Below are 22,223 nucleotides of genomic sequence, written 5' to 3' on the forward strand. Positions count from 1 at the left end.
TTTTTTAAATTCATAAATTTGTACACTATATTATGATAAAATGCATAAGTGCAAGGAGGGAAGTTATGGAAACAGAGATTTTGTATGGTAAAAAAGGTTTGACCGTTGATTTACCAGAGGATTCATTTATTATAGAACCGAAAAACTTACCTGAAATAGAAGATGAAAACGAGGCAGTATTAAAAGCTTTGAGAAATCCGATTGGAACAGGTCCATTAAAAGAGTCGGTCTCTTCAACCGACACGGTGTCAATTGTGATCAGTGATATTACACGTCCCACCCCGAATCATATCCTGGTTCCATTAATAATTAAAGAACTGGACCATGTCCCCTTGGAGAATATTGTGATTATCAATGGGACAGGGACCCACCGTGATCAAACGAGAGAAGAATTTATTCAGATGCTTGGCGAGTGGGTAGTGAATAATATTCGAATTGTGAACAATCACTGTCATGAGAAGGATGAGCACGTCAATCTTGGTAAAAGCAAGTTTGGATGTGATATTTATCTGAACAAGGAGTATGTAGAATCCGACTTTAGAATTGTCACAGGTTTTATCGAACCTCACTTTTTCGCTGGTTTTTCAGGTGGTCCTAAAGGAATTATGCCAGGTATAGCAGGTATTGAAACGATTATGACCTTTCATAACGCCAGAATGATTGGTGACCCTCTATCAACTTGGGGGAATATGGTGAACAATCCGGTTCAGGATATGACCCGTGAAATTAATAGTTATTGCAAACCTGATTTTATGCTGAATGTTACCTTGAACCGCGAGAAGGACATTACAGAAGTCTTCGCTGGTGAATTATATGAAGCTCACGATGTAGGGTGTGCATTTGCAAAAGAACATACGATGTATAAATGTAAGGAACGTTTTGACGTCGTCATTGTTTCTAACTCTGGCTACCCATTAGACCAAAATTTATATCAGGCTGTAAAAGGAATGAGTGCTGCCCACAAAATAGTTAAAGAAGGGGGGGCCGTCATAGTAGCTTCAGAGTGTTCCGATGGCCTCCCGGACCATGGGAATTACTCGAAGATCTTTGACATGGCTGAAACACCTCAACAATTGCTGGACATGATCAACAATCCGGACTTTAAAATGTTTGACCAATGGCAGGTACAAAAGCAGGCTGTGGTACAGGTATGGGCCGATGTACACATATATTCAACTCTTACAGATGAACAAGTTAGAGGGACTATGTTGCATCCAGTCAATTCAATTGAACAGACAGTGCAAGATTTGAAGGGGAAATATGGTGAAGATATGAGTATAGCTGTTCTTCCGTTAGGTCCTTTAACAATCCCTTACGTCGAAGAATAAATAATAAATATAAAAGGTGGTAAGAACATAATGAATACAACCCTTAGTGATAAGAATCGCCAATTAAGTGACATTCTCTCCGGGATGAATAGGGTTCTTGTAGCTTTCTCTGGTGGTGTCGATAGCACATTAGTGTTAAAGCGCGCGCAGCAGGAACTAGGATCTTCGAATGTACTTGCTGTAGTGGTTGCCTCTGAACTATTCCGCAAAGAAGAATTTGAAGGTGCTATTAACTTGGCAAATGATATGGGGGCGCGTGTTCACAAAACTGAAATAAATGAACTTGATGATGAAGAAATTGCTTCAAATAATCCCGATAGCTGGTATTATAGTAAGAAATTACTCTACAAGCATTTAAATCAACTAGCTGATGAATGGGGTTATGATTACGTATTGGATGGTATGATCATGGATGATTTAGAAGACTTTAGACCAGGTTTAAGGGCAAGAGAGGAATTAGGGATTCGGAGTGTACTTCAGGAATCGAATATGTACAAGGATGAAGTCCGTGAACTATCTAAGCATCTTGAAATACCTGTTTGGAATAAACCTGCTTCATGTAGTCTAGCTTCTCGCATTCCCTATGGAACTAAGTTAGATAAGAAAAAGATTGAGCAGGTCGACCAAGCTGAAAGGTTTGTTGCAAAGCTTGGTTTTGATCCAGTACGTATACGTCATCACGGGAGTGTTGCACGAATAGAAGTGATTCCTGAAAAAATAGAAGAACTATTGAGCAATCGTGAGCAGATTCAAACTGAGCTAAAATCAATTGGATTTAAATACGTAGCGATAGACCTTGAAGGGTACAGAACGGGAAGTATGAATGAAGTATTGGATGGGAACTCAATTGATAAAGTGGTTAATTAAGGGGATTTTTTGATTTCGTGAGTTATTAAAAGAATAGCAAATGAAAAATTGCCTGTTTCGAGTTTATTCCGAAACAGGCAATTTTTTTATTATCACACAATGCTTGAGGCATTAATCGTATTGTTGATGAAGGACAAAAGGATATAATAAATACCTATAACGAAAGTCATGAAACTGCACAAGAAGAGCGAATCGCTTATGTAACACTAGTACTTTATTGTAGCAACACTCAGGCACTCTTTAAATGTTAAAAGAAGTAGAAAGAGCATATATACTGTCGGAATATGTGGAACGATTTATTAAGTAATATCTTAAAACCCATTGAATTATCAAAGTAATTGTGTGAAAATTATGAATATAACTTGTAGGACGACCATCGTGGTACGTCCTACAAGGAGAAAATGTAGGGGGTAACTGATTATGAAGTTGGCTAACAGAAGTTTATATTTACAAGCTAGAGACATGATTTTCGAATTAATAAATGAAAATCTTGAGCCGATGGAGAAAATCCCATCTGAACAAAAATTATCAGCGAAGTTGGGAGTTAGTAGGAACACAATCCGAGAGGCCATCCGAACTTTGGAGCAAGAAGGCTTTTTGTTCAGTAAGCAAGGGGTAGGGACGTTTGTGATTGGATCTAAAAATAGTTTGAAAACCAACATAGCAACACTAGAGAGCTCTACAAACATTATTGAAGCTCAAGGTTACATGCCGGGTACGATGAATGTATTTTCTAAGATACAAACTGCTTCTCCGGTAGTTTGTAAGCAGCTTTCCCTGGGTGATAAGAATAAGGAAGTTTTATATATTGAGAGGGTCCGTACAGCTGATGAACACCCAGTAGTTTATGTAGAGGATTATATCCCTTATATAAATGGGATGGAACATGAATATCGGGAGAAATACTATGAATCATTATCAAAATTCCTTGATAAGTTCGGGATGGAGATTTCTTTCTCCATTTGTTCTATTAAAGCGGTGATCAGTGACGACAAAATCGCTTCAAAATTACAATTGAATGAACAGAGTGCATTGTTATTGTTGAAGCAGACTCACTATTCGAACAGTGGAATTCCTGTCCTATTTTCGGACAGTTATTATCTAAGTGATAAGTTTGAATTCAATGTGATCAGGAAGAAGGGGTGATAATGTCCTTATAAAATGTATCTGAAGGCATGATGTTTCTCTGATTTATTTAAAAGGAGGTAAACAGAATGAGTACAGTGGTAAAAGCGGTTTCGAATAGCAGAAAAATGAAGAGGCTTACTACGGTAGACATCGTACTTATTGCCATTTTGGCTATTGTAAACGGGGTGGCCATGACTTATATCGCTATGCTTAATCAGCTGCTCACCGCTATAGGTGGACCAATTCTGACATCGATCACTCTTGGTCTTTACAGCATTTCTGGTGTTTTAGCTGCTTATATTATTCGAAAACCGGGAGTCGCATTTTTCACTCTGACTTTAGCAGGTGTAGTCCAAATCATCTCTGGTAATCCGAATGGATTGGTTTCGTTAATTGCAGCAACTACAGACGGATTGGGTGTGGAAATTGGGTTCGCATTATTCCGGTATAAACGTTGGGATTGGTTAAGCACGGCTGTGGCAGGTCTGCTAGCAGTTCCTCTATGGTTTATAGTCGCTTCCTTTTGGTTCGGTTATTACAAATGGGGAATCACAATACTCTTGATTGCATTTGTCATCCGTTGTGTGAGTGGCATAATTCTATCTGGCTGGTTGAGCAAAATTGTAGGGGATATCTTAGCTGGGACAAACATATTAAAAGGATTCAATATTCATAAGCAACGTAAGAAAGAGGTGAATAAGGATGAATCCCACTATTCAGCTTAAAAATGTGACTTATATTTACGAAGATGAAACAGAACCTGTCTTGGAGGATTTGTCTCTCGAAATATACAAGGGGGAATTTGTATTAATTGTTGGTCCAAGCGGTTGTGGGAAAAGCACATTATGCCAAACTTTCAATGGTATCATTCCGAATGTTATGGAGGGTCGGATCGGAGGAGAAATTATTGTAGAGGATAAAGATGTTCTTCAACTTGAGTTAAAAGATTTATCCACGAGTATGGGTCTGGTATTTCAAGATCCAGATGCTCAACTCTGTAATATTTACGTAGAGGATGAAGTTGCGTTCGCACCGGAAAATTTAAAGGTTGATCCTGCGGAAATCCGAGAGCGAATTGTCAACTGTCTTGATAAAGTAGGTATGCAAGGTTTTGAGAATAGAAAAGTATTTGAGTTATCTGGGGGTCAAAAACAGAAAGTAGGGATTGCTTCTGTATTGTCAATGGAACCAAGCACATTAGTGTTAGACAATGCGACAGCAAATTTAGATCCTCAGGCAACTAAGGACATCTTCGATTTAATGCAAATCCTTCACAAAGATTATGGTCATACAATTGTGGTTGTGGAGAACAAAATCGACGATATCATGCATTTGGTTGACCGGGTTCTTGTAATGGATGAAGGAAAAATAGTTAAGGAAGGAACACCACAAGATATATTAGAAACTTCTATTGATATGCTGTTGGATATGGGGGTTTGGGTTCCTGAAATTTCTGAACTTGCTATTGAGTTGAAAAAAAATGGGATGCAGTTCAATCGTTTTCCAATTTCAGTAGACGAAGCAGTCAGAGAACTTAAAGGTAAATGGAAAATGAATCCTGCCCCCACTCCCATAATTAATCCAACCAATAAGGAGAAAGGAGCGCTCACTGTAAAGGGTTTAAGTTATTCCTACCCAAATGGCACCCAGGCACTACAAAATGTGAATTTCTCTATAGAGAAAGGTGATTTTGTCACGATCCTGGGAACAAATGGTTCTGGGAAAACTACACTTGTCAAACATTTAATGGGGATTATAAAACCACCTAAAGGCAAAGTTTTTTTAAAGGGCGAGGATACTTTTAAAAGAGATCTCCTTTCCATGACGGATGATATTGCTTATGTATTTCAAAACCCTGAACATCAATTCGTCACAGATAACGTTTTTGAAGAAACAATTTACAGCTTACGAGTAAAATATGGCTTAGAAGATAATGAAGACTTACCTGCAGAAATAGTGGAACAAGGAATCAAAGCCTTAAAGCAAATCAATCTTTATGAGCAAAAAGACAAACACCCGTTCATGTTAAGCGGGGGTGAAAAACGCCGTTTAAGTGTCATCGCCTCTCTAATTTTAGGGCAGGAGATCGTTATTTTGGACGAGCCCACAACTGGGCAGGATTATGCCAGTGCCACAAAACTCCTGGAGCTTTGCAAAGAATTACAAAATCAAGGGAAAACAATTATCATGATCACCCACGATATAAGGCTCGTCTGCAAATGGGCTGATTCTGCTCTTGTCATGCATCAAGGTGATTTGATATATGACGGAAATGTAAAAAAACTATTTATGAACGAAGACGTTCTAAGAAAAGCATCTTTGATTGAACCCCCTATCTCCCAATTAGCTAAACAACTATCCTCATTTTCTAAGGATGAAGCTGTAATTACGATTGATCAGTTTCTTCGAAAAGAAGGGAGGATGGAACAAGTCCTATGAGCTTATCCTTCCAGTTTCATGAAAAGAAGTCATTTATGCATTCACTCGATCCTGTCACCAAACTCATTTGGATGCTTTGTATTTCTGTATTGGTTTTCTTATATGAAACATCACTTCCCCAGTTTATCTTATTCACTATCGTTTTTAGTTCCGCTTTGATTCTCGCTAAATTGAGTATCGGATTTGTCATACGTGGAATATGGATCATGCTGTTGTTCAGTATAGGCTTCTTTATTCTCCAGGTACTCCTTGTCCCAGGTGAGAATGTCCTATTCACAATGGGTCCATTAAATATCTATTCAGAATCTGTTGATTTTGCATTGGCTATTACGTTAAGAATACTTACAATTTTTACAACCTCTCTAATATTCGTCGCCACAAGTGATCCAAGAGATATTGTCAATTCATTAACTCAAAAAATGAAAGTACCGTACCGCTATGCATATTCTATTTTTGTAGCTCTACGATTTGTCCCTACATTGGAGCAGGAGGCAAAAGTTATTGAAGCAGCACAGACAATCCGTGGTGTGGGCAAACAAAAGGGTTTAAAAAATAAAGCACTCAATATGAAAAGATTTACCCTCCCGCTTTTAATGGGTGCGGTAAGGAGAGTTCGTGTTACCGCAAATACAATGGAAGCAAAAGGATATGGAGCATACAGCGACCGTACTTATATTCGGAAAGTATCTTACACCGCTAGTGGAGTCATGTTCGGTGCTGTCTGGTGTATAACCACCGTGTATCTAATAGTTGAGAGAATCATATGAAGGGGGGCATTGGATGACTGATTTAAAGTTTGAAGTAGCATTTATGCCAAAGGATATTAAAAAAAACCCTTCTCAGGTTTGTGTCCTTGTTGATGTTCTTCGAGCGACAACAGCGATGGTAACGATGTTGGATAAGGGGTGCATCGAAATCATATTGGCTGATAATGAAAGCAAAATAAGAGACTCATTGGAGGGTTTAGATCAACATCAGACTTTGATATGTGCAGAAAATATTTATGGTGGAGTCTCAGAGTATGCAGAATTCAGTCCATCCTTAATTTCAATCAAGGATATGGATCTTAAAGACAAAAGGGTAGTTTTGAAAACGACCAATGGGACCTTGGCAGGTATTACATTATGGAATTTTGGTATTCAACAAGTACTAGTAGGCTCATTGATAAATGCAAAAGCTGTAATGGAAAAGGCTGTTAAAATGGCAATTGATTTGGAAAGCAGTGTGACAATAGTTTGTGCAGGGAGGGAAAATGGTGAAATTGCTGCTTTAGATGATACTTACACAGCTGGTGTTTTACTGGAATATGGAAAAAAAACAGCAGAATCGCTTAATCGTAAACCGCTTTTCAAAGATTCTGCAAAAATTTGTAAACACCTATTGTCCAAGTACAAAGATACAATCGAAGCTTTTGAAGATTCGGGAAGCGGGGAAACGATGCGTAATATTAAATGCCATGAAGATATTGCGCTTTGCGCGACGGAAAATTCATCTTCGCTTGCTCCTTCCCTTAGTTTTACAAAAGACGGTGAAATTGTCGTAAATAAAAATAATGAGGTGGTTGTCAAATGAAAAATTGGAAATCAAACGCGTCTAAACCTGTAATGGATGAGGGATTGCAATATCATATCCGCTGTAAAGAAGGTGACATTGAGAAATATGTTTTACTTCCCGGCGACCCAGATCGTGTAGATCTAATAGCGGAAGAGTGGAGAGAACCTGTGAAAATAGCCAACTATCGGGAACATAGAACATTTAGTGGGAAGGTTGGGGATGTAGGGATATCCGCCTGTTCTACAGGGGCTGGCGGGGGCTCTACTGCCAGTGCATTTGAAGAGCTTGCCACTCTAGGAGGGGATACATTCCTTCGTGTTGGGACCACAGCTGCCATCCAAGAACATATTTCTCCAGGGGATGTCATTATTTCATCAGGTGCGGTGAGGCACGATGGCACAAGTCATTATTACGTAGACGATCGTTATCCTGCCAGTGCCCATTATGAAGCAACTGCAGCCCTTGTGGAAGCAGCTGAACAATTAGGTTACAGGTACCATGTAGGTGTGTCTTGTTCTACAGCTTCTTGGTATTGTGGCCAAGGAAGGTCTGGCTTTCAAGGGTATGAACAAACATTCTTCAAAGATAAGGTAAAGGATTTAAAGAATGCCCGTGTTTTGAATTTTGAGATGGAAGCAGCGACGATTTTTACGCTTGCGGGCTTGTATGGATTGCGTGCTGGATCAGTTTGTACGGTGGTAGCCAATAGAATCAGAGATGAATTCATTTATGGTGGGGTTGAAAAAAGTATCCGAGTCGCAAATCTCGCTGTCCAAATTTTGGCTGAATGGGACCAGCTTAAGCAAGGTAGAAAGAAAGACTATTGGTTCCCATCAATTAGTGATAAAGAAACAACTACCAATTAATAGGAGTGGATATCATGATCGTAGATACTGCAAAAGGGATTTATATTAATGGTCAATGGATACACCCAGGGAGCAACACAGTATTGGAAGTTTTAAATCCTGCTACGAGAGAGAAAATCACTGAAATACCTACTGGAGGAGTCAGTGAAACAAAACAAGCCATTCAAGCTGCAAATCAGGCATTTCCGGAATGGTCAGATAAAACAGCAAGGGAACGTTCCGCATACTTATATAAAGCTTATAATCTCATGTTAGAGCGAAAAGAAAAACTTGCATCCATACTGACGGAAGAACAAGGTAAACCATTGAACGAAGCACGTGGGGAAATTGAATTCGCTGCAAGCTTCTTACTTTGGTACGCCGAGGAAGCGAGTCGAGTTTATGGCGAGATCATCCCTTCTTCAAAGAAGAATAAACGTTTGTGGGTAGTCCCGAAACCGGTAGGGGTAGTTGCCGCCATAACCCCATGGAACTTCCCTGCTGCTATGGTAACTAGAAAAGTAGCACCAGCTCTTGCGGCAGGGTGTACAGTCGTCTTGAAGCCTGCTGAACAGACACCATTAAGTGCTATTGAAATCGTCAAAATCTTTGAAGAAGCGGGCCTTCCTCAGGGAGTGTTGAACCTCTTAATAGGAGAGCCTGACCAAATTGGTAAGGAGATTATGGATAGTTCAGATATAAAGGTGTTAACTTTCACAGGGTCAACAGAAGTTGGAAAACATTTGATGGAGGCCGGTGCTAAAACGGTGAAGAAAATGTCTTTGGAATTGGGGGGGCATGCGCCGTTGCTGGTTTTTGAAGATGCGGACTTAGATTTAGCTGTTGATCAGGCAATCGCAAGTAAATATCGAAACAGTGGACAAACGTGTATTTGTACAAACCGTATCTATGTACACTCGAGTGTTGAAGAACCATTTATAGAAAAGTTGAAAGCAAAAGTGGAAGCGCTTCAAATAGGGATGGGATCGGACGAAAATGTCGAAGTCGGTCCATTAATCAATGGAGAAGGGTTGGCAAAGGTTGAAAGCCAGGTCCATGATGCCGTCTCAAAAGGGGCAGAAGTGAAAACGGGTGGGAAACAATGGAAAGGTTCTGGAGGCTATTTCTATGAACCTACTGTTCTCGCGAATGTAACGAATGATATGACGATCATGTCCCAAGAAACATTCGGACCGGTTGTCCCTGTGCTGACTTTTGACCATGAGGAGGAGGCGATTGAGGCTGCGAATAATACGGATTATGGATTGGCTGCTTTTCTATTTACTAAAGACCTGGACAATGCCATTACGGTTATGGAAAAACTTGATTATGGAATTATTGGTATTAATGACGTCTTCCCTGGTACAGCTGAAGCACCATTTGGGGGTATTAAGGAATCCGGTTTAGGAAGAGAAGGGGGACATGAGGGGATCAAAGAATTTATTGAAATGAAATATGTATCCATTGCTGTAGCAAATAGGAAGTGACGAGGTGCGCCTTCATGAAATTCCCTGAAATGATCAAGGTTCAGCAATGTTTTGCAAATGAAAAAATCGATGATGTTTCTTCTCACTTAAGGAAAGAATTATTTCTGCATTTGCCCTCAGTAAAACCCGCTGACTCCATAGCCATTACGGTTGGAAGTCGAGGTATTACGAACCGTGTAGAGATTGTAAAGACATTAGTAGATTATCTGAAAGAAATTGGAGCACATCCATTTATTATAGGTGCGATGGGCAGCCATGGTGGTGGTACGGAGGAAGGCCAGATGGATGTGCTTCATAGTCTAGGGTTTAATGAGGGTTCAATTGGCTGCCCCATCCGGACTTCCTCTAAAGTGATTGAAGTTGGAGAAACTAAAAACGGTTTTAAGCTTTTCTGTGATGAACAATCCTGGGAATCAGATGGTATTATCGTGTTGAATCGTGTGAAACTTCATACAGCCTTCAAGGGCAAAAATGAAAGTGGTTTACTGAAAATGATCACGGTAGGTCTTGGTAAGGCAAAAGGAGCTAACCAGTTACATCGGCAAGGCCCGGCTAATATGTCTGAAACAGTTCAAGAAGTAGGGGCAGGGTTCTTGGAAACAGGAAAAGTCCTGGCTGGGATAGCAATTGTAGAAAACAGCTTCGATGATACAGCTTATCTAGAAGTCCTTTCACCAAATCAAATAGTGTCAAGAGAAAAAGAGTTATTACTTAAATCAAAGGAATATTTTCCTATGCTTCCTGTCAAGGATTTAGATTTATTAGTCGTTCACATGATGGGGAAAAACTACAGTGGCACAGGCATGGATACGAATGTGTTAGGGCGTACGAAAATACTCGGTGTACCTGAACCCGAATCCCCTTGTTTTAGCAGAATTGCAGTCTTGGACTTGGATCATGCTTCCCACGGGAACGCTACGGGTATTGGGTTAGCAGATTTGACGACAGAACGTTTGTTTCAAAAAATAGACAGAAAAAAGACTTATTTAAACTGTATTACCAGCACATATGTTCAGCGTGCGATGATCCCGATGATATTAGAAAATGAAATGGAAGTAGTAGAAACGGCGGTGGAAAGTCTAGCTGTCGAAGATCCAACTCAATTACGAGTTGCCTTTATAGAGAATACACTGAATTTAGAAACCCTTTATATTTCTGAAAATGTTTTACATGAAATAAAAGACCAAGTAGAGGTTCTGACCAGACCTGAACCTTTATCTTTTAATGAGCAGGGAGAAATTAGCTTTTTTCAAAACAGGAAGGTGATCATAGATGAGTAATTCTCACACCTCTTATGGGGATGCTGGTTTCAGCCAATTTATTCAAAGTGCTTTCCAACGTCATTTAGGTCATGGATTGGAAGATTTTGAGAAACCAGTGATTGGTATATGTAATACGTACAGTGAAATTAATCGTTGTCATAGTCATATCAAGCCTATGGTAGACGCTATTAAGCGGGGAGTACTCATGGCTGGTGGGACTCCCCTTGAATTTCCGACCATTTCTATTGGGGAAATGTTTACAAGTCCTACAACAATGCTTTATCGGAATTTAGTTGCGATGGATACAGAAGAAATGATAAATGCGCAGCCGATTGATGGGGTGGTGCTGATTGGTGGCTGTGACAAAATGGCGCCAGCTCAGTTAATGGGAGCTGCAAGCGCGAATAAACCTGCCATCCTCTTTACAGGCGGCCCTATGAATAATGGAGAGCATAAAGGGAAGGCTCTTGGAGCTTGCTCGGATTGCCGTTTCTTTTGGCAAGAATATAAAGCCGGCACGGTTGAAGAGGATGAAATCGATCAAATCAACGAACGCCTCGCCCCTACAGCTGGTCATTGTATGGTGATGGGCTCGGCAAGTACTATCGCCGCTTGCTCTGAAGCTCTTGGAATGATGATGCCTGGAGGAGCAGCTACACCAGCAACAGCGAACGCACGGTTACACCAAGCGCAAGAGACAGGAAAGGCAATTGTAAGTCTGGTAGAAAAGAATATTCGTCCATCAGATATTATGACAAGAGAAGCATTTGAGAATGCAATCAGAACTTTAATGGCCATAGGCGGGTCGACCAACGCTGTGATTCATTTAATTGCGATAGCCAGAAGAAACGGTATCCGGTTAGATATGCAGGATTTTGAGGATTATAGTTGTACTACACCGTTTCTCGCAAATTTAAGGCCGGCAGGAAAATATCAGATGCAAGAATTATATTATGCAGGGGGGATCCCGGCTGTTTTGAAAGAACTTTCGCCACTTCTCCACTTAGATACTTTGACTGTTACTGGAGAGACACTTAGTGAAAACCTTGCTGGAATAGAGGTGGAGGAAAATTACAAAGATGTTATTCGTTCCTTATCTCTCCCGTTACATAAAGATGGAGGCATTGCCGTCATAAGAGGGAATATTGCACCCGATGGAGCGATCATAAAACCGAAAGCAGCATCTGAACACCTTCTGAACCACAAAGGTAAGGCAGTTGTATTCACTTCTTTGAAAGATATGGAAGAAAGGTTGAATGATCCTGACTTGGATGTAACACCTGACAGTGTGCTTGTTTTACAGAATGGGGGGCCAGTGGGTGCGCCAGGAATGCCGGAAGCTGGAATGATCCCGATTCCGGATAAATTACTCAAGCAAGGTGTCAGGGATATGGTCAGGTTGTCTGATTGCCGGATGAGTGGTACTGCATTCGGTACTGTATTGTTACATGTAGCCCCAGAAGCAGCTGTTGGTGGTCCAATCGGTTTAATCAAGGAAGGAGATTGGATAGAGCTTAACGTACCTGAGAGAAAGATAGAATTGCTTGTTTCACCCGAAGAGATTAGTCGAAGGCAATATGAATGGAGGCCGCCTGCTTTTACCGACTATAATAGGGGGTATCCTCTGTTATATCGTCAACATGTACTTCAAGCAAATGAAGGCTGCGATTTTGATTTTTTACTACCTGTTTCAGAAGAGGGAGAAGAAAATGAAAAACTATCAGCTTCTCACCAATCACACCAATGAAACTCAGATGATTAGTAGAATATAAGTTCCTTAGAAGGGGAGAAAAAGATAGAACTTGGCTTTCTGGAGTAGATGTCCTAAAGCTGAAAAAGGACTTCGGTAGGTGTTTGCGGAATGTGGCGATCTGTGTGAATGAGATGAGTGTTTTTTTAGCAATGTAAGAAGGTTAACTTGTTCAGCCTTTCTGCCAAATACCAATAAATAAGGGTAACGAGGGATGTCTCGTTACCCTTATTTTTTATGATGGGTGGCAATACTTTCATTACAAAGGACCGCACAAGAGTCCCAACCTTAATGAGTATGAAAGCGGATGAGTCTCCTATTATCCTCATCAACGCAGCCCGATTTCCCTACAGCTTCCGAACTTTGAAGTTCGTTTGCAGCACCGGCCAATTTTGCGGAAAAGCAGTACCGAGCACCCAGTAACTGCCTCCTCTCAAACCGTAAATCTTCATCGTATCGTACTTCGCTTGAATGCTGCGGGCATCTTCAAACCAGACCTCGTGCTGTTGACCGCTTTCGTCGGTGTAGCGGAAGTAGGGGGATTGATATTCCTGATCATATTCAATCGGGACTCCGTACCTTGCTGCTAAAGCAACGGCTTCCTGTGGACTGACGGTGCGCGCGAAAGTTCCATCGACCCAGGGGATCTTCCAGTCGCGTCCATACAACGGTATGCCCATCAATATTTTATCCCGAGGGATGACCGTGACGGCATAATCGAGCACTTCCCGGACCTTATTGATGGGAGCGATCGCCCAGGGTTCCCCACCTGCCCATCCCCACTCATACGTCATGATCACGACAAAATCGACAATTTCTCCGTGTGCCTGATAATCGTGAGCTTCATACAGTAAGCCCTGTTGATCTGCGGTGATTTTCGGGGCAAGGGCTGTCGATACAAGCAGACCTTCTGGCTTGAAGCGTTCGACTACTTTTCTGAGAAAAGCATTATAATTTTCGCGATCTTCTGGGTAGACATATTCAAAATCAAAGTTCACACCCTCATAACCTTTGGTTTGGATAATTTCCAGAAGATTTGTGATCAAAGTGTCCTGTAAATCTGGACTTCTTAAAATCGTTGCAGCTAAATCGGAATCGAAGCTGTTGTTCGCAAAGTTCGTCACGACAAGTAATGGCGCGATGTTTTGAGCTTCTGCGGCATCGAGTAAGGCTGTGTCTTGCATATCCGTCAAAGTTCCGTCTGCTCTGATCGCATACATGAATGGGGTGAGGTATGTGAAATGCTCTCCAAGTGCAATCACTTCCTGTGCTCCTTGGGGTGTCGTCTGTGTCGTATACGCATTGATTTCTGTCGAGGGTCTTGCTGCGGCGGGGATCCTAAGTGGTGTCCCGACATTGATGAGCGCAGGATTCGAAATGTTGTTCGCCTGCACGATTTGGCTCACTGTGACACCATTGCGGTTGGCGATGCCCCATAGATTGTCACCAGGCTGCACGACATACGTGAAATAAGGAAGAATCAACATTTCGCCAATATATAAAAGGGATGGGTCAGCGATGTTGTTCATTTCCGCTAGCTCGCCTGTCGTGACGCCGAACCTTTGTGCAATCGACCACAGCGTATCCCCCTTCTGGATGACATACTCTTTATTCGTTTCAGGAATGACAAGCGCCTGCCCGATGACGACGACATTAGGGTTGGATAGCTGATTTACGAGAATGATCTGATTGATGTTGGAACCATAGTATTGAGCGATCTGCCATAGAGACTCTCCCTGTTGTACGACATGAATTCTCATAGGGTCTCTCCTTCATTTTTATAACGTTTATATATAGAAGGTATGTACAGGAAACTTGTCCTATTTTACTGCTGTGATGGTGAAGAGGTAGTTTTGCAAAAGCAGCAGGGGAAAATTCAGCTTAATAAATTGCGGGAGTGGAATGAAAAATTTTAATGGAGAGGACGGTTACTTGGAGAAAAAAGGTTTCAAAGCGAGATGCAGGGACGCGATTTTTGTATAAAAAAAGAAGTTGGGACAAAAACGATAACTGCTACTGGAAAAGGCGAACGATAGAGTAGAATGGACCAAATGGAGCGTAGGTAACATACGTAGACTCCCTGCGGGGACAGCGCGAGAAGCCCTCGGAAGAAAGTGGTCTTTGCTTCTGAGGAGACTGAGGCCGTGCCCGATGAAGGTGAAATATGTTGAGGCTACTGAAGAACTGCAACTTTCTGAGTTATGCATCAAAGAAAGGCCGGACAGGACGATTTTATCGTTCAACTCGGCTTCTTTACTTCGATGAGACATATAAAAATCAATGAAAATCACTTTTTTTAGATAGGCCTCGTTGATTCCACGATGAGCGTTCGGTGGTGACGCCTGCGGGAAAAGCACGAGTCGAAGATCCACTTGGTCAAGTGATCTTTTTGACCAAGTTAGCTGAGGCCGTGCCCGCGGCAAGCATCCACCGACAAGCGATTCGTGAGAAGCAACAAAAAATGTTAACAGCTCCACTAGATTGAAAAGGGTTTTTCAGTAGCCCCAAGGATGTTGCCGGAGCGGCGTATGCATTTTTTGCTTCATAAAGAAAACCCGAACGACTTGTTCGGGTTTTCTAGTGGAAAAATTATTTTATTCCAGCGTCTTCTTGATTAGATATATTCTTAAGAACTTTTAACCCAGTGGGCGGCTTCATTGCTTGAAGGAGACGGTGGGAACTGTTCTCCTTTTTCCAGTTTGATTTCTGTATTATCATTTGCGGTTGAACCACCACTGACGAGACTTTCTACCTTGAATGTTCCATTTTCTTCTGCTTTTTCACCAGTTTTGTAAGTCTTTTTGTTAGCCATTGTAACTCCACCTCCAAATGAAATTTAGAAAGGATTCATCCTTTGCTATGTTTAGTGTGTTACCGTTTATTTTTGCCCCTAAACGCAAATTACATAATTTAACTTTTTGTTATGATAATGTAATATTAAAAGGGACCAGAATGAAAAGTGGCCGTTAATAAACATAAGAACAAAAATGAATGAACCAGTCCTTTAAGGTTCCAGTGGGACCACAGGGATTATTTACAAGAGTTTTACCAGGTTTATTATAAATTTCCACTTTAAACTGTTATAATTAAATATAGTGATAATAACTATTATTTGTATGAAATGAAGGGGTCAATGTTATGAGTAAAATCAAAAAGGCAATCATCCCTGCTGCTGGGCTAGGCACAAGGTTTTTGCCTGCTACAAAAGCAATGCCGAAAGAAATGCTTCCGATCGTGGACAAGCCTACGATCCAGTACATCGTCGAAGAGGCGATTGAATCTGGAATCGAGGATATCATCATCGTAACCGGTAAAGGGAAACGTGCGATTGAAGACCATTTTGACAAAAACTATGAACTGGAAGATAACCTTGTAAGCAAAGAGAAATTCGACATGCTGGAAAAAGTGAATGAAACGTCCAATGTCGACATTCACTATATCCGCCAGAAGGAGCCGAAAGGATTGGGCCATGCTGTATGGTGTGCGCGTAAATTCATCGGTGATGAACCATTTGCCGTGCTATTGGGCGATGATATCATCCGTGCCGAGGAACCTGGTCTGAAGCAATTGATCAACCAATTTGAAAAGACGCGTTCTTCTGTCATCGGTGTCCAGCAAGTGCCTGACGATCAAACCCATCGTTATGGAATCATCGATCCAGAAAACCAGGAGGATCGCCTGTATCAAGTGAAGACATTCGTCGAAAAACCGCCACAAGGTCAAGAACCATCGAACCTTGCTATTATGGGTCGTTACATTTTGACGCCTGAAATCATGATGTTCCTCGACAAACAGGAAAAAGGGGCCGGCGGAGAAGTTCAGTTGACCGATGCGATTCAGAAGCTGAACGGAATCCAGCGCGTGTTCGCTTATGACTTTGACGGTGCTCGCTATGATGTGGGTGAAAAATTAGGCTTCATTCAAACGACGATTGAAATCGCCTTGGAACGTCCGGATCTTAAAGATGATGTGATGGATATTCTGAAAGGTTTAGTGGCAAAAAACGAACAAGTGAAGAAATAATGCGAAAAATAGTTAAGGCAGTACCTGATAATCAGGGCTGTCTTTTTTTGTGGGCGATGGTTTAGTGTTCGCTTATGAAAAGTTCATTCCTTTCCTTTGGAATCGAGTTTTCCATTAAAAAAGACTCTTTACGTGTTCAAGTTTTAATCAGCTTTATGTTAATATACAGTGGTGTTAAATATTTCTGGGGGATTGAATTATGGAAAGGTTAGAAGAATTACAGAGAAATCTTGTGAGTGAATTTGAAGACAAATTAGAACGGGAACTCACTATAGAAGAAAGAGAATTCTTACACTGGCTAGCAAAGGAACAAGCAGAGGAAGAGAGATAAAGTTTTTTATTATAGGAGTAGGATCAGGCATGAATAAACTTTCAAATGAGGCACTGCTCTCAGCATACTATGCAGCTAAGAAGCAAAACTTGGATCCAGAGTTCATATCGATTATTGAAGAAGAAATAAAAGTCAGGAAGTTGCATGTGATCTATGGTGATGGCGAAAAAAGTCAAATAGAGTAGGATGTCTTCAGTTGAGTAAGAGTCACCTTCATGGTGGCTCTTTTTTAGGATGGCATATCGTCGATCAGAGGCATTCTTAGATTCGCTCTGTAAAAAAACGAACGGATGCAGGAACAGGAAGCGAACCTCTCGATGCTGCTTGTCCCCCAAATAGCAGATTCTTGTAAAAATTAGGTTAAGACATACAATAATTTTGATAAGGTGATAAAATAATAGAAGAAACATCAAGAATTTACATAAAAAATCCAACTGGAAAGGGAAGATGTGAGAGTGAAAAAGAATCAGAAACAATGGTGGCTTCGCTCGGCCCTTGGACTCGGTTTGGCAGCCTCTGTGGTATTGCCATCGACAGTGATGGCGGAAACGAATGAGGATGTCGTAGATTTACGGTTGATGGAAACGACGGATCTGCACAGCCATGTGATGAATTATGATTACTTTTCCGGACAGCAGGATGACACGGTCGGTCTCGTCAATACAGCGGCATTGATCAACAGTGCAAGGGATGAAGCTTCGAACTCTATGCTATTTGATAATGGCGATTTGATCCAAGGGAACCCGATGGCTGATTATGTTGTCGATCAGGAAGTTCTTGATGAGGAAGGGAATGTCCATCCTGTCTATCAAGCGATGAATCTATTGGACTACGATGCGGGGAACTACGGAAACCATGAGTTCAACTATGGACTGGATTTTCTCGATCAGGCGATTTCCGGATCTGAGTTCTCTTATGTGAACGCAAATGTTTATAAAGCGGGTGCAGAGGATGAAAACTATTTCGATCCCTATGTGATCCTTGATCGAGAGGTTGTCGACCAGGACGGGGAGACCCACACGATCAAAGTAGGAGTAATCGGTTTTGTCCCACCACAAATCATGACATGGGATAAAGACAATCTTGAAGGTCATGTTACGACTCGTGACTTGAAAGAAACGGCAGAAAAATTCATTCCGCAAATGAAAGATGATGGGGCAGATGTGATTGTCGGAATCGCTCACTCCGGCCTTGGTTCGACTGAGGAATACGTGGAGAGGGCGGAAAACCAGACCTATCAATTATCGACGGTCGATGGTTTCGATGCTTTGCTTTTCGGTCACTCTCACCAAACTTTCCCAAGTCAGGACTATGCTTCTCTTGATGGCAAGCATAACATTGATTTGAGTACAGGGACGATTAACGGTGTGCCGACGACCCAGGCTGGATTCTGGGGTTCTGATTTAGGAATCATCGATTTACAGCTGGAAAAAACAGCAGGTGAATGGGATGTCGTTGATGGACAATCGGAAGCGCGTCCAATCTATGATTCTGAAACAGGCGAACCACTGGTAGAGCCGGATCAGAAGATTGTCGATGCCGTAAAAGAGGATCATGAAGGGACGCAGGAATATGTAGCCACTCCTGTCGGCGAGACGGAAGCGCCGTTATACAGCTATTTTTCCCAAGTTCTAGATGACCCGACGGTCCAAATCGTCAATGATGCCCAGAAGAGTTATATTGAAAAATATATTCAAGGAACGGAACTTGAAGGATTGCCTGTACTTTCTGCTGCCGCCCCCTTCAAAGCTGGACGCGACGGTGTCGGTGACTACACTGACATTCCTGAGGGCGGTTTAGCGATCAAAGACACGACGTCCCTCTACAAGTACCCGAACACGGTAAGGGCGACGAAGATCAACGGGGCTCAAGTCATCGAATGGCTCGAGTGGAGTGCGGGACAATTCAACCAGATTGATACAGCTACAGAAGAAGCGCAACAGCTTGTCAAAGAAAATACAAGTACAGAGCCAGGGTTCCCGAGCTACAACTTTGATGTCATTGACGGAGTCACGTATGAAATCGATGTGACAGAACCTGCCCGTTACAACAATGATGGTGACAAAATCAATGATAGCCACCGTATCGTCAATGTGGAATTCAATGGCGAACCTATCGATCTTGAGCAGGACTTCCTGGTAGCGACGAACAACTATCGGGCAGCTTCCAAATTTGCTAATCCTGATGGAGATAATGTTGTGATTGAATCTCCTGATGAAAACCGCCAAGTTCTCGTCAATTATATCCGTGAAAATGGCACGATCAATCCACAGGCAGATGGCAACTGGTCTTTTGCTCCGATAGAAGATGATGTCACATTGACATTCCGCTCTTCTCCAGAAGGCCAGCAATATGCACAACAGGAAGAGAATATCACTTACCTTGAAACACAATCAGATGGGTTCGCTCAATACGCTGTTGAATTGACAGCTTCAGAACCATCCGTATCCTTCCCGGATGTGCCTGAAAACTATTGGGCTGCTAATGAGATTTATGCACTGGCTGAAGACGGGGTCATTAAAGGTTATCCAAATGGAAACTTCGGACCAGAGGATAAATTGACTCGTGTTCAGTTTGCGATGCTGCTGACAAGAGAGCTAGGACTGACGGCAGAAGGAGAAAATCCTTTTGAAGACGTGCCTGAAAGATACCAGGAAGCAGTCACAGCTGCCTTCGAAAATGGAATCGTCAACGGGGTATCCTCTGATCGCTTCGATCCTGATGCTTTGATCAACCGCGAACAGATGGCCGCAATGGTCGTCCGTGCTTTTGAATTCAAAGACGGCGAAGAATACGATCCGTCCGGTGAACTCCCATTTGAAGATCAAAACCAAATCCGCATCGGGTTTGTAGATGAGGTTACGGCCGCTTATGAGCTCGACCTCATGATCGGTGTGCCAGGAAACAAATTTGCACCAAAAGGAACAGCAAGCCGGGCAGAAGCGGCTACGGTTGTGCATCGTTTGAGATAAATGATCAGAAGAGGGAGAACTTTTTAATGTTCTTCCTCTTTTTTTGTTAACAGAAAGATCACTATAAATATGATAGACTACCAATATATGTTAGGAGGGGGATTATGAATAAGAAACGCATAGCTTTGATCGTCTTAGTGGCTGGCCTGGCGATTTATGCAGGAACATTACATATGAAACTCAATTCGTACCATCAATTTGTAGAAGATGAGGAATTTACACCTGCCTCGATTATGCTTGAGGAAGAATTTATTTTATATAATTTGAATCCAATCATTGAGGAATCGATTGAAAAAGAAAAACTCAGCCGAAAAAATTTATCCAACTTACTATATACCTTTAGGAATGTAAGAGGCCATATTATAAGTTTAGCCGATATGGCTGAGCGGCTGGAGGGGGAGGAAGTCAATAGGAATCATCTCTTTGAACAACTCTCTGAAATCATTTATACCATGGAAAGAATGAAGAATGAAAACAATGGAAGTGTAGAGCTGAATGAAGAACAAATCAATTTTCTTGAAGACGTTATGAACCTGAATGATGAAATGTACAGTGTATTCAAAGAGTATGAATCCGTTTCGAATGAGGAGCGGAAGAATTTCGACCGTGATTACTGGATCGATTACATAAAAGGTATAGTACGGGAGACGAGAGGAATTGTTGTGAGAAAAGTTTTTGACTAAACAGGGAGGTAATTCATGAGAAAATTCCTGACACTGCTGGCTTTACTAGTGATTATCGGATGCTCCGAGAACAGTGAACCTACAGACGAATCTCAAGAAGATAACCAGGCGGATAACTCTTCAGGTCTCCCACATAAAATCGGGGAGCCGAACGACAAGGTTCAGCCTCCTGACCGTGCTCAGTGGACAGCTGAAGATATTTACGAACAGACAGAATATGAGCCATATACAGGGAAGTTCTTCAAAGGCCTTTTTGCTCACAACACCTTTTTCATGGTAGAGCCTGGAGCAGATGTCGGTTCTCATGAATCCTTTCCAGACGAGAAGGTCCGCGTCCAGCTTGTGGAGCGAAAGAGAAATTTGGAAAAGGTGGAAATGGTGAAAGAAAAGGTCTATCAAGATGGGGAAAAACTGGCCGTCCAGCTTCCGGATCAAACCGGTGTCCTTTATACGTTCAGCCAGGAAGTTCTAGGGGAAGATGATCAGGTGCTCGATACCGATGCCGTCGTCTACTACGTCCCGCCGGAAGAAATGAACGCAAGGATGTATGTCGATAAGCTCAAGTTTTCCCAAGATGACACCATGGAAGTGCATATAGAAATTTGGGGCCCGACAATTCTCGAGTTCGGGACGCCTTATAACTTGCAGCAGTACACGAGCAATCGTTGGAATGATGTACTCGGGGATGATAAGGCTTTCACATCAATCGGCTACACGCTTCAATCGGATGAAACCCGCACCCAGAAGATAGATTTAAGCAGACTGGAATTGAGTCCAGGAAAGTACAGGGTCATTAAATCATTTGATGCTCAAAATACGGAGGTGGAAGCGGTTTTGAGTGTGGAGTTTGAGATTGAGTAGTATTAAAGAAGTGCCTGTCCTCAGCTTCGTTAGCTGGGGGTTGACACTTCTTTTGTTTGGCTCGATTATGAAGGCTTTTGGACAGATTGTTAGTTGCTTTGGCATGATTCTGCTTGAAGTTGGACTGATTATGAGGCGGTTGGAAAAATTAATGCGTGGAGCGGCCGGATTATCGCTCCTTTTGGACAGAAAAACCTGCCATCTTGAATCCGCTGGAAACATACCGATATTAAAGAAAAGAGATCTTGAGGGAGCTGTAGAAGCGTGCAAAAGTATGAGCTGTTTAAAAAAGTCAATAAAAGTGTCGAGGAAATGGATTTGGTCACAGCCAGAACATATATGGAAGAAAACTTCGAGGCACTTGATGAAAACAAGCATCAATTAAACCGCAATGCCCGGGAGCTGCTCAAGTTTTTTGCGGAGAAAAGAGAAAAAGGAGAGAAGCCGCTCACTCGCCAGGAACTCTCTGATTTGAATTCGATGAATATCTATTCGACCAGATTTGATGTGCGGGGGCTGAAGCTGCTGATCAAGGATAAGGAAAGCTTGTTGATGAAAAAGGAAGCACTTGGTTACTTGAATTCAGATGCGAAAACATTGTTGGCGGGGATGGGTGCGATTGAGAAAGGGTAATCCCAGGAGTTGGGACCGGCTGTTCCTGAGTTTCGCTTGATTAAAGGTGAGTTTGGACAG

The 22,223-nt window shown here is 41.9% G+C and carries 21 protein-coding genes; 19 read left to right on the forward strand and 2 right to left on the reverse strand.

Annotated features, from left to right (window positions below):
* Window positions 1-65: 65 nt before the first annotated feature.
* From larA to HLI_RS15495, 11 genes are all read left to right on the forward strand, one after another.
* On the forward strand, window positions 66-1,328 hold the full coding sequence (gene larA / locus HLI_RS15445) for a nickel-dependent lactate racemase (RefSeq protein ID WP_128525811.1): 1,263 nt from the start codon (window positions 66-68) through the stop codon (window positions 1,326-1,328).
* A 30-nt stretch (window positions 1,329-1,358) separates the two neighbouring features.
* A complete protein-coding gene (larE, locus tag HLI_RS15450) occupies window positions 1,359-2,195 on the forward strand; it encodes an ATP-dependent sacrificial sulfur transferase LarE (RefSeq protein WP_128525812.1) in 837 nt (278 codons plus the stop codon).
* Window positions 2,196-2,615: 420 nt separating this feature from the next.
* A complete protein-coding gene (locus HLI_RS15455) occupies window positions 2,616-3,341 on the forward strand; it encodes a GntR family transcriptional regulator (protein WP_128525813.1) in 726 nt (241 codons plus the stop codon).
* Between the two features lie 68 nt (window positions 3,342-3,409).
* Window positions 3,410-4,048: an ECF transporter S component gene (locus HLI_RS15460; protein ID WP_128525814.1), complete on the forward strand. Its 639-nt coding sequence runs from the start codon at window positions 3,410-3,412 to the stop codon at window positions 4,046-4,048.
* On the forward strand, window positions 4,026-5,762 hold the full coding sequence (locus tag HLI_RS15465) for an ABC transporter ATP-binding protein (RefSeq protein WP_128525815.1): 1,737 nt from the start codon (window positions 4,026-4,028) through the stop codon (window positions 5,760-5,762). Before HLI_RS15460 ends, HLI_RS15465 begins: the two co-directional genes overlap by 23 nt.
* Window positions 5,759-6,529 (forward strand): energy-coupling factor transporter transmembrane component T family protein, encoded by a 771-nt coding sequence (locus tag HLI_RS15470; protein WP_128525816.1) that lies wholly within the window; start codon window positions 5,759-5,761, stop codon window positions 6,527-6,529. The genes HLI_RS15465 and HLI_RS15470 overlap by 4 nt, the downstream gene beginning before the upstream one ends.
* Window positions 6,530-6,542: 13 nt before the next feature.
* The gene (locus tag HLI_RS15475) at window positions 6,543-7,334 is read left to right on the forward strand and encodes a 2-phosphosulfolactate phosphatase (RefSeq protein WP_128525817.1); all 792 of its coding nucleotides are present in this window, start codon (window positions 6,543-6,545) and stop codon (window positions 7,332-7,334) included.
* Window positions 7,331-8,182 (forward strand): nucleoside phosphorylase, encoded by an 852-nt coding sequence (locus HLI_RS15480; protein ID WP_128525818.1) that lies wholly within the window; start codon window positions 7,331-7,333, stop codon window positions 8,180-8,182. Before HLI_RS15475 ends, HLI_RS15480 begins: the two co-directional genes overlap by 4 nt.
* A 14-nt stretch (window positions 8,183-8,196) precedes the next feature.
* Window positions 8,197-9,648, forward strand: coding sequence for an NAD-dependent succinate-semialdehyde dehydrogenase (locus tag HLI_RS15485; RefSeq protein ID WP_128525819.1), 1,452 nt, complete (start codon window positions 8,197-8,199; stop codon window positions 9,646-9,648).
* A gap of 14 nt (window positions 9,649-9,662) precedes the next feature.
* Window positions 9,663-10,928: a nickel pincer cofactor-dependent isomerase, group 22 gene (locus HLI_RS15490; RefSeq protein WP_206659619.1), complete on the forward strand. Its 1,266-nt coding sequence runs from the start codon at window positions 9,663-9,665 to the stop codon at window positions 10,926-10,928.
* Window positions 10,921-12,657: a dihydroxy-acid dehydratase gene (locus HLI_RS15495; protein WP_128525820.1), complete on the forward strand. Its 1,737-nt coding sequence runs from the start codon at window positions 10,921-10,923 to the stop codon at window positions 12,655-12,657. Before HLI_RS15490 ends, HLI_RS15495 begins: the two co-directional genes overlap by 8 nt.
* A 350-nt stretch (window positions 12,658-13,007) precedes the next feature.
* Here HLI_RS15495 and HLI_RS15500 read toward each other — a convergent pair whose 3' ends face one another.
* Window positions 13,008-14,420, reverse strand: a complete 1,413-nt coding sequence (locus tag HLI_RS15500) for a glycoside hydrolase family 18 protein (protein ID WP_128525821.1) — start codon at window positions 14,418-14,420, stop codon at window positions 13,008-13,010.
* 572 nt (window positions 14,421-14,992) lie between these two features.
* Between HLI_RS15500 and HLI_RS21745 the strand changes: the two genes are divergently transcribed.
* Window positions 14,993-15,145 (forward strand): hypothetical protein, encoded by a 153-nt coding sequence (locus HLI_RS21745; protein ID WP_164908583.1) that lies wholly within the window; start codon window positions 14,993-14,995, stop codon window positions 15,143-15,145.
* A 141-nt stretch (window positions 15,146-15,286) separates the two neighbouring features.
* Here HLI_RS21745 and HLI_RS15505 read toward each other — a convergent pair whose 3' ends face one another.
* Window positions 15,287-15,472 (reverse strand): YjzC family protein, encoded by a 186-nt coding sequence (locus HLI_RS15505; protein ID WP_128525822.1) that lies wholly within the window; start codon window positions 15,470-15,472, stop codon window positions 15,287-15,289.
* A 326-nt stretch (window positions 15,473-15,798) separates the two neighbouring features.
* On the opposite strand from HLI_RS15505, the gene galU reads away from it, so the two are divergent.
* The 7 genes from galU (at window position 15,799) to HLI_RS15535 (ending at window position 22,163) form a co-directional block, all read left to right on the forward strand.
* The gene (gene galU, locus HLI_RS15510) at window positions 15,799-16,683 is read left to right on the forward strand and encodes a UTP--glucose-1-phosphate uridylyltransferase GalU (protein ID WP_128525823.1); all 885 of its coding nucleotides are present in this window, start codon (window positions 15,799-15,801) and stop codon (window positions 16,681-16,683) included.
* Between the two features lie 199 nt (window positions 16,684-16,882).
* A complete protein-coding gene (locus HLI_RS22160) occupies window positions 16,883-17,014 on the forward strand; it encodes a hypothetical protein (RefSeq protein WP_277750293.1) in 132 nt (43 codons plus the stop codon).
* 29 nt (window positions 17,015-17,043) lie between these two features.
* A complete protein-coding gene (gene sda, locus HLI_RS15515; protein ID WP_128525824.1) occupies window positions 17,044-17,199 on the forward strand; it encodes a sporulation histidine kinase inhibitor Sda in 156 nt (51 codons plus the stop codon).
* Window positions 17,200-17,469: 270 nt separating this feature from the next.
* Window positions 17,470-19,986, forward strand: a complete 2,517-nt coding sequence (locus HLI_RS15520; protein ID WP_128525825.1) for a bifunctional 2',3'-cyclic-nucleotide 2'-phosphodiesterase/3'-nucleotidase — start codon at window positions 17,470-17,472, stop codon at window positions 19,984-19,986.
* A 104-nt stretch (window positions 19,987-20,090) separates the two neighbouring features.
* Window positions 20,091-20,669, forward strand: a complete 579-nt coding sequence (locus HLI_RS15525) for a hypothetical protein (RefSeq protein WP_128525826.1) — start codon at window positions 20,091-20,093, stop codon at window positions 20,667-20,669.
* Between the two features lie 15 nt (window positions 20,670-20,684).
* Entirely contained in the window at window positions 20,685-21,530 is an 846-nt protein-coding gene (locus HLI_RS15530) for an immunoglobulin-like domain-containing protein (protein ID WP_128525827.1), read from the forward strand.
* A gap of 264 nt (window positions 21,531-21,794) precedes the next feature.
* Window positions 21,795-22,163 carry a hypothetical protein gene (locus tag HLI_RS15535; protein WP_128525828.1) on the forward strand — a complete coding sequence of 123 codons (369 nt, stop codon included), beginning with the start codon at window positions 21,795-21,797 and terminating at the stop codon, window positions 22,161-22,163.
* The last annotated feature ends 60 nt before the right edge of the window (window positions 22,164-22,223 follow it).

It is taken from the genome of Halobacillus litoralis (assembly GCF_004101865.1).
Taxonomy (GTDB): domain Bacteria; phylum Bacillota; class Bacilli; order Bacillales; family Halobacillaceae; genus Halobacillus; species Halobacillus litoralis_A.

Bases quoted from the DNA above. Each gene is read 5' to 3' on its own strand.
- HLI_RS15505 (WP_128525822.1), bottom strand. From the start codon at position 15,472: ATGGCTAACAAAAAGACTTACAAAACTGGTGAAAAAGCAGAAGAAAAT.
- HLI_RS15495 (WP_128525820.1), top strand. From the start codon at position 10,921: ATGAGTAATTCTCACACCTCTTATGGGGATGCTGGTTTCAGCCAATTT.
- HLI_RS22160 (WP_277750293.1), top strand. From the start codon at position 16,883: ATGGAAAGGTTAGAAGAATTACAGAGAAATCTTGTGAGTGAATTTGAA.
- larE (WP_128525812.1), top strand. From the start codon at position 1,359: ATGAATACAACCCTTAGTGATAAGAATCGCCAATTAAGTGACATTCTC.
- HLI_RS15525 (WP_128525826.1), top strand. From the start codon at position 20,091: ATGAATAAGAAACGCATAGCTTTGATCGTCTTAGTGGCTGGCCTGGCG.
- HLI_RS15470 (WP_128525816.1), top strand. From the start codon at position 5,759: ATGAGCTTATCCTTCCAGTTTCATGAAAAGAAGTCATTTATGCATTCA.
- HLI_RS15455 (WP_128525813.1), top strand. From the start codon at position 2,616: ATGAAGTTGGCTAACAGAAGTTTATATTTACAAGCTAGAGACATGATT.
- HLI_RS15465 (WP_128525815.1), top strand. From the start codon at position 4,026: ATGAATCCCACTATTCAGCTTAAAAATGTGACTTATATTTACGAAGAT.
- galU (WP_128525823.1), top strand. From the start codon at position 15,799: ATGAGTAAAATCAAAAAGGCAATCATCCCTGCTGCTGGGCTAGGCACA.
- HLI_RS15530 (WP_128525827.1), top strand. From the start codon at position 20,685: ATGAGAAAATTCCTGACACTGCTGGCTTTACTAGTGATTATCGGATGC.
- HLI_RS15485 (WP_128525819.1), top strand. From the start codon at position 8,197: ATGATCGTAGATACTGCAAAAGGGATTTATATTAATGGTCAATGGATA.
- HLI_RS15480 (WP_128525818.1), top strand. From the start codon at position 7,331: ATGAAAAATTGGAAATCAAACGCGTCTAAACCTGTAATGGATGAGGGA.
- larA (WP_128525811.1), top strand. From the start codon at position 66: ATGGAAACAGAGATTTTGTATGGTAAAAAAGGTTTGACCGTTGATTTA.
- HLI_RS15490 (WP_206659619.1), top strand. From the start codon at position 9,663: ATGAAATTCCCTGAAATGATCAAGGTTCAGCAATGTTTTGCAAATGAA.
- HLI_RS15460 (WP_128525814.1), top strand. From the start codon at position 3,410: ATGAGTACAGTGGTAAAAGCGGTTTCGAATAGCAGAAAAATGAAGAGG.
- HLI_RS15475 (WP_128525817.1), top strand. From the start codon at position 6,543: ATGACTGATTTAAAGTTTGAAGTAGCATTTATGCCAAAGGATATTAAA.
- sda (WP_128525824.1), top strand. From the start codon at position 17,044: ATGAATAAACTTTCAAATGAGGCACTGCTCTCAGCATACTATGCAGCT.
- HLI_RS15500 (WP_128525821.1), bottom strand. From the start codon at position 14,420: ATGAGAATTCATGTCGTACAACAGGGAGAGTCTCTATGGCAGATCGCT.